The sequence below is a fragment of the Algibacter sp. 2305UL17-15 genome (genome assembly GCF_040720935.1).
Classification (GTDB): domain Bacteria; phylum Bacteroidota; class Bacteroidia; order Flavobacteriales; family Flavobacteriaceae; genus Jejuia.
In genome coordinates this window covers 1-7,893 of the sequence record NZ_JBFDAE010000028.1, presented here as the reverse complement: position 1 = coordinate 7,893, position 7,893 = coordinate 1, and the positions used below count along the sequence as shown (strand labels likewise).

Sequence of the window (7,893 nt, the reverse complement as noted above, 5' to 3'; positions counted from 1 at the left end):
CAGGCCAATAAATGTATGCACCTCTCGGCAGCGGCCTATAATTTAAAGAAATACCTAAAATTCATTAAAAACAGCCCCGAAAGTATAGCGGGAGCTGTAGGTTTTTTTAAATGTAGTATAAATAGCCAAATAGGGCTCTATATAATTGGTTTTAAGCAACCCGTATTTTAGATAAAAAACAGAATCTTAAAAATCAAAACAGGCTTTAAATCAGCGGTTTGCGAATTCTGTGAGGTTTTGTTAGGGGGTTGTGCAACGGTTACCGTTGTTGTAACACGTTTTTATTAAATTGGTCTAACGAACAATAACTTTTTGTCATTTGCTAATTCGATTATTATCGTGTCATTTTTAATTTTCCTTAAAGTTCTTTTTTCATTCCTCTTTTCAAAAATTATCCTAAATCTTAATGTGTTTTGATTAATCAAAGTATCAATTCTTAGTAATTTTCCATAAACTTTTGAAGTTACACCTTTTATAACTTCTTCTTTTTTTAAATCAAAATTTGAGTTAATTTCGACATTAGTTACCAATCCGTTTTCTCTAGGTTTACGTGAAAAATAGTAACCTACTTGAATTAATAAATCTGTTTGTTCATTAAATTCAATTCGGGTTGAGTAATCGTCATCATGTGGTAATTCTTTTCCGATATATTTATACTCATGAAAATGTCCAAGTGGACAACCCATTAATGTAAAACAGGCTAAAATCAGAAGTAATATCTTAAATTTCGATTTCAATTTGCGTTTGTTTGGTCAAATGTGTTACAACGTTTATGTATATGAGCTGTGGCGTGTCTCGGCCCGGACCTTTCCTGATAATAACCGGCTTTGGGAAATCCGTAGGATTTTCCAAGTGTGGACAGACCGAGCCATAGCTTATATACTTTGTTAGCAAGCTTTTTTATTATTGAAATCTCCTTTTTTCTTGTAACTTTATTTTGATTCCAATTATTAATTTGAAGCGCAATAAGAATGCCTATAACCACTAATACGATTTCCCCAACAGCATATAACAGATACTTCCTAAATCTGTTTTCAGAGAGTAATTTTTGACGGATTTTTCTAAAGAATTTTATCATGGGTCAGTCAAAATATAGTGACAACGTACTTTTTTAATGAACGTTAATTTTGATTAGACCAAGTTAGCTGAAATTTTCTACAAAGCCAAGTCTTTTAATATTGATTTAGAGCGTAATAACTTTCGGCTTTACCAATATTTTAAAGAAGATTGAAAACGAAGGGTTAGATACCTTGGGGGGCGATGCCCGTTTTAAGAGGAACCAGAATATGTTGGTTTTGGGGGCTGTAGTGTCGTTTTAATTTTTCAAAACACAAAAAAACCTTCACAATTGTGAAGGTTCTATATAAAGAATACATAAACCCATCAACTCCACCTTTTCGTTCGGTATTCTCTATTTTTAGTTAATGCTGAGGTTTATCTACGGACCCAAAGGCTTTTAAAACTTTGTTAATTTGTTTTTGTACACGTTCCATAATATCTTCTAGTTCTTTTGGCGAGATATGCCTGCCTTTTTTTATGGTTACCGTAGCAGATGGCGAGTTAAACCAACCGGGGTACTCTTTTCTTAAACTATCAAGCTCTTTTCTACGCACTTCTACACATTTTTTTGATAGCCGCAGATACTTTTCGGCGGCTACATAATCAGCAAGGGTGTAGGATGTTGGATCTTTTTCCATAGCTTTTATAGCGCTTTCGGTTACAGCTATATGCTCTTTGCACTCTTCAATTTGCTCCAGTAATGTTTCAACGCGCTCTCGACTGGGCGGTGTATAAGTTTGTGCAATAGTTTGTAATGTAAATACCAAGCTCAATAAAAGGAGCGTTGTTTTTAATGTATCTGAATGTTTCATTTTTGTAAATGTTTTAATTTTTTAAACCTAGTTCTTTTTGTTTGTCTTCCATTTTTTTCTGGATAGCTTTCATGCGTTCAGCATACGAATCGCTTGACGCACAAGACACTGATATCGTTCTCCAATCCCCCATAAAATTAACACCTTTCATCATGGTATTAATGTATTCAGGTGAGGTTGCCAATGCTACGGGATCGTCTTTGTGCTTGCCCATTAGGGTTATCAAATCATCTGCCCAAGATTCATAAGTATTTAGAAAGTCATCACAATCTTTTATACCTTCAGAATTGTTTTTTGAATCTTGAAATTTCGATTCGGTATCGACAATCGTAATTTCTACCTCATTGTCTTTTTCGGCAGTCTTTTTTTTGCAGGCCGTGGCAATAACTAATCCACATATTGCTAATAATGCTATTTTAAATTTCATGTGAGTTGTCTTTTATAGGAAAAGGAAGGAGTATATAAACTCCTTTCCTTTTCAGCTGATTAACCATTACATTTTTACGATTTCAACACGTCTGTTTTTTGCCCATGCTTCTTCATTATCCGCCATATCAATGGGCTTTTCTTCTCCAAAACCAACGGTTGACAATCGGTTTTTTGCTATGCCCTTGTTAATGAGGTAGTACATCACCGATTTGGCACGATTTTCAGATAGGGTTTTATTTGATGCTTTAGAACCATTGGCGTCCGTATGGCCTTCAATTTTTATGGAAACCTTTGGGTTGTCCTGAAGCATGGTTACAATTCTATCAATGGCAGGATACGAAGATGGTTTGATAAAATAGGAATCCGTGTCAAAAAGGATATCGTGCATCACTATCCGTCCTTCTGCTACCAATTTTTTGTAAAGCGGTAAGCCTTTGTGCCCTATTGTAATATGGTTGATCATAGCACCATAATTTCCAGAACGGGACAGGGCGCTTACTTCTAAATGGGTAAATTCCGTGATGTGCTTGTCTTCACTTTTCTTAAGAACAGGAATATTAATTAGCTGATAGCCATTATACAATACTTTTAACACCCCTTTGTTAAACGATAACTGTACAGTGCGCCAACCAGGAAATGGTGATTTATAAGGCATTCGGGCATATTGCGAACTAGTTCCAGCGGGCACAATACCATCACCGCGAATGGTTATTTGATACGCTCTATAAACGTCCTTTGTATTCATCAGGTTTAGCGTATAGGCTTCATTGCCTTTTCCGTGGAAATAAAATTGCCCTTCTATTTTAAACGAATTGCCTAAATAGTCGTCATTTTTAAAACTAGGTTTCATTCTACCACTTGTAACAAACTGAACTACACCTTCTTTTTTTCCTTGGGCAACAATTTGCGAATTTTGCATAGTTCCACTCATTTGTGTCCATTTTGAAGGAAATTCGCCGTGTTTTTCATTATTAAAGTCGTCTGAAAAAACAATATTTCCATTTATAAAGTTTGAAACGGGTTTGTGTTCTTGAGTAGCGACCGCCTCTTCGGTGTCTTTATCCTTTTTCTCTTTACCATCAATTTTGTCAATGGTTTTATCTATAGCCTTTTCGGTTTTCTTCTTAATGATGCCCCTAATATTTTGACTATAGCTATGTGTTGCAAAAAGCAAGATAAAGGTCATGGCCCATAATGTGATGCGTTTAATTGTTTTCATTTGTGAGGTTTTTTAGGATTAATACTTCACAAATGTCTGTTTTATAAGGGCTTAGGTCAATCACCCAAAAGAGGTATTTCTATTTAGAAGAAAAAGGCGTTATATCAACTTTTGCTTAAACGCTTTATAAATAGCTTCTGCACGATTGTTTACATGTAGCTTTGCATAGATGTTTTTGATGTGTGTTTTTACGGTATGTGGACTTAGAAAAATGTCAGTGGCAACCTCTTTGTAGCTCATGCCCTTACTTAGCATTTTAAGTACTTCGGTTTCCCTGTCGGAAAGTGGGTTCTCAATTATCCTAAACGAGTTGATAATACGTCGGGCCACTTGACTGCTCATCGGGGAGCCGCCATTGTAGACTTCCCTGATGTGTACCAACAAGTCAGCAGGATTGGTGTCTTTAAGCAAATAGCCCGAAGCTCCAACACAAAGCGATTCGAAAATAGAATCGTCATCGGACTGAACGGTAAGCATAATAAAGTCCAATTGCGGGCATTTTTGCTTTAAATAACGGGTGGTTTCAATACCAGATTTCCCCGGCAGGTCTATATCCATTAGCACCACATCAATAAGAAGGTTTGCAATGGAGGCCATGGCAGATTCCCCGTCAGGAAATGCATACTTACAGGAAAACCCTTTAGAGCCATCGATAATAAGCGTCAAGGTTTGCCGTATGTCATTATCGTCTTCTACTATGGCTATATGTATGGTCTCGTTGGTCACGTTCTGGCTAAATTACACCTCTTTTTCCTGATAATTATCCCCCAAATGGGGTATTCTTTCCAAAATGATGGCAGTGCCACTTTTATTTGATTTTACAGTTAACTGTGCATGTATTTTTTTAGCACGATCGGACATGTTTTTCAAACCCCTTCCTTTTGACTTTTTTTCAAGGTTGAAACCGATACCGTCATCAACCAATTTTATGCTACAAAAGGCCTTATCGGCATTAATTGCGAGTGTTACATGTTTACACTTAGAATATTTTGAGCAATTATTCATGGCTTCTTTAAATATCATAATGATTTGTTTTTTGGTTTGGGGATCCAACAGAATATTTGGGTTTTCCTTGAAATTGGTTTTAACGCTAAAATGTTTTAGCCCATTGTTGAAAATATCACCCCCATAGTCTTTAAGCCTCAGAAAAGTGTCTTGCAAGCTGTCTTTTTTGGGGTCTATAACCCATAATAAATCGCGAAAGCTTCCAGACAATTCTTTAATGTTCGCCCTAATTTTCACAAACCATTCCGAGGGGTCTTTTTTATTCTTCAAACTTCGTTCGGCAAGCGTAAGGAACAAAGAGACCTTTGTTATTTTTGAGCCCAATTCGTCATGGAAATCTGCCGTGTTTTCTTGCCTCAATTGCTCCCGTTCCAGTACTAAAGCACGCTCAAATTTGGTTTGTTGCTCCAATTCTTGGATTCGTTTACGAATTTTTGCTATATACAAGATACGCAAAGTGGCTAGAAACAATAGTGTATAAAATAAAAAAGCAACCTTAGACTTCCAAAAAGGAGGCGAGATAACGATGTTGAGTTTTACTGGGTTTGCTGACCAAGTGTTATTGCTGTTTTTACCATCTAAAATAAGTTCATAATCCCCTGGTTCCAGATTGTAGTAGGTAAATTCAGAAGTATTTTTAGTCTCGATCCATTGGTCATTCAAGGGTAATATTTTATGCCGATATTGATTTTCTTTAGGATTGGAGAGGTCCAAAACCACATAATCGATTTTTATGGAGTTCTCTAAATAGGATAGTTTAATAGGTGTTTTAAGCGAGTTGTGCGACACAGGTTTAAACCCCGAAACGTCTTTTCTTGTGGTTTCAAAAGCGTTGATTACAATGTTATAAGGCGTACGTTTTTCCGTAAAATTGGTGTTTTTTACTATGCTTAAGCCATTTCTACTTCCTATAAAAACATTGTCGTTTTTGTCAATGTATATAGCGTTTCGGTAGGTAATATTGTCGGCAAGCCCATCTTTTTTGGTAAAATGCTGCATATCAACCAGTTTTTTTGAAACCTCGTCATATTTGGTTTTTATAACACCATTGGTGGTTGCCACCCATAAAAACCCTTTGGAATCTTCCTCAATTCCTAAAACATATTCAGAAGGTAAACCATCTCCCCTTCCAAATTGAATAAAGGCATCGTTGTTTTCATCGTACAGGTTTAACCCGGTTTGGGTGCCAATCCATAAACGCCCAGAATTGTCTTTAAAAACACGTTTTATGGCGTCGTTGCTCAAGCTTTCAAAATCATTTTTGATGCTGTTGTAGTTTTTAAAAGAACCAGCCCCTTGTTCAGATATCAGCTTGCTCAACCCAAAAAAAGTTCCTATCCAAATGGTGTTATTATTGTCCTTGGTAATTTCTGAGGTATAGGAATTCACCAAGGAATTGTCAATCAGTTTATCGGACTCATAAGCTTTCACTTTTATGTTATGAATGGAATTGTTTATCAAAGTCAATTTCACCAAACCGCCATAATTACAGACCCAAAAGGTGTTTTTGCTTTCTTCCAGCATACCAAACGACCAATTATGCGGAAACCCATCCTTTTTTGTATAGCGCACAAATGTCCCAGGATTGTAATTTTCATCCAGTTGCGTAACGCTTAAACCGGCGTCTGCACCAATCCACAGCCTATTACTGCTATCAATATGCAAGTCTCTTGCGAGCTGTAAATGCTTATTTTTTATATGGATATAATCCGTTGGGCATTTGCCGTTTATGATGTCGGATTTTTTAAATCGATAAAGGTCTACGGGCGTTGTAATCCATAAATGCCCACCGTTATCTTCTATGATATCATAAATGCTAAATTCACTGGACAAACACTCTGGCAAATAGCTAGGGGGGAATGTTTGTATTTTATTGTTGTAAGCGGTAAACCTATACAAACCATTGGTGTTGGATATCCATATATTGTGCTGTTTATCCTCATATACGGATTTGGCATTGCCAGACATATCCAGTAAATGTCCTTTTGAGCCAATTACGGTTTGCTCAATTAGCCGATTGTTACTTGCTTTATATTTTTTAAACTTGTTTTTCCATGTAGCCGTCCAAATATTGAATTCATGGTCTACCATTGCGCGATAAATATACTCCCTAGCTATGGGCTTATTCTGTGCGTCTAAAAAGAAGTTAAGATGGAACGTTTTATTGTTTTTTAAGGTTCCTCTCAATAAGCCATTGCTAGATTCCATGAGCATAAGGCTGTCATTAAAATCTATGATTCTAAATAGCTCAATATGGTTTGGATTTAACCCATCTTCATAAATTACATCTAATGCAGTAAAATCAAAACCTCTATTTTTTGGACTGACAAAAACCCTATTTGAAGCGGTTACCCAAACGGCACCGTTCTTATGCACAACAAGGCCGTCAATGGATGCCTCAGGAATATTCCCTTTTCTGTTAGCAGACGAATCCAACACCAGATTTGTCTCAGGGTTGATGACGAACAATCCGTTATAAGTACCCACCCAGAGATTGCTATTTTGGTCCGATGCTATATGTCGAATATATTCCTCATCGCTCAAAGGGTTGTCTTTAAGCTTAACATAGGATATCTGATTGTTTTTAAAAACATGAAGACCTTTCGGGGTGCCAATCCATAAATTACCATTGTTGTCTTCTGATAGTGCCATAATTTTATTATCCTTAAGTCCGGTGGAGTCTTTTAGGATGGCATAAAAAGAAGAAAATGTTTTACCGTCAAACTTATGCAAGCCATTGTTTCCCGCTATCCAAATAAACCCATGGCGGTCTTGGATAACGTCATTTACGATTCGAGATGGCAGCCCACTATCATCAGCATATCTTGATACGTCATAAAGCTGTGCAAAACCAGTTGTTGTAAAGGAAATTAAAAATAAAAGCCCGAGAAAAACGATTCGATGTTTCACTTCGAAATACTTAAAATTATTCTTGTGGAGCGTGAGTATGCATAAAAATAACGAATTTGGTGGTAAATTAGGATAATATGGGATTGTTTTTTTGTGCGGTCTAGCCGTGAAATATAGCTACAGGTCAATCCCGAAGTTTCGGGGTTGATTTAAAAGGTCCTGAATTCTGTTTGATCACGTTGTCATTTTTGTACATAATGTTTAAAATTATGTAGCCTTTATTCAGGACGGGTCACTTGTCCTGAAATATGGCTACAGGTTAAAATTGATTTACGCTGTTTTTAAATATACCATATTAGGTGTTTTATAGTCTAAAGATAAATGTAATCTTATTTGGTTGTATAGATTAATTGCATTTTTTGTTGCTCTTTTTGCGTGTTGTAGGCTATCAAAGGTCTGGTCGAGATAAAACTCGTCTTTTAATATACCGTTTACACGTTCTGCGATAGCATTTTCATA

Annotated in this window: 8 protein-coding genes; all 8 read right to left on the bottom strand. The window is 36.4% G+C overall.

Annotated elements, in window-relative coordinates; all coding sequences use genetic code 11:
- Positions 1-284: 284 nt before the first annotated feature.
- Entirely contained in the window at positions 285-737 is a 453-nt protein-coding gene (locus tag ABXQ82_RS18600; RefSeq protein WP_367063285.1) for a hypothetical protein, read from the bottom strand.
- A complete protein-coding gene (locus tag ABXQ82_RS18595) occupies positions 734-1,078 on the bottom strand; it encodes a DUF6090 family protein (RefSeq protein ID WP_367063283.1) in 345 nt (114 codons plus the stop codon). The genes ABXQ82_RS18600 and ABXQ82_RS18595 overlap by 4 nt, the downstream gene beginning before the upstream one ends.
- A 343-nt stretch (positions 1,079-1,421) precedes the next feature.
- Positions 1,422-1,871 carry a hypothetical protein gene (locus ABXQ82_RS18590; protein WP_367063281.1) on the bottom strand — a complete coding sequence of 150 codons (450 nt, stop codon included), beginning with the start codon at positions 1,869-1,871 and terminating at the stop codon, positions 1,422-1,424.
- Positions 1,872-1,884: 13 nt separating this feature from the next.
- Positions 1,885-2,298 carry a hypothetical protein gene (locus tag ABXQ82_RS18585; RefSeq protein WP_367063279.1) on the bottom strand — a complete coding sequence of 138 codons (414 nt, stop codon included), beginning with the start codon at positions 2,296-2,298 and terminating at the stop codon, positions 1,885-1,887.
- 66 nt (positions 2,299-2,364) lie between these two features.
- A complete protein-coding gene (locus ABXQ82_RS18580) occupies positions 2,365-3,519 on the bottom strand; it encodes an OmpA family protein (protein WP_367063277.1) in 1,155 nt (384 codons plus the stop codon).
- Positions 3,520-3,618: 99 nt separating this feature from the next.
- A complete protein-coding gene (locus ABXQ82_RS18575; protein WP_367063275.1) occupies positions 3,619-4,245 on the bottom strand; it encodes a response regulator transcription factor in 627 nt (208 codons plus the stop codon).
- A gap of 12 nt (positions 4,246-4,257) precedes the next feature.
- Positions 4,258-7,434 (bottom strand): two-component regulator propeller domain-containing protein, encoded by a 3,177-nt coding sequence (locus ABXQ82_RS18570; protein WP_367063273.1) that lies wholly within the window; start codon positions 7,432-7,434, stop codon positions 4,258-4,260.
- A 270-nt stretch (positions 7,435-7,704) separates the two neighbouring features.
- The coding region (locus ABXQ82_RS18565) for an integrase core domain-containing protein (protein WP_367063270.1) at positions 7,705-7,893 on the bottom strand (189 nt) is incomplete at its 5' end.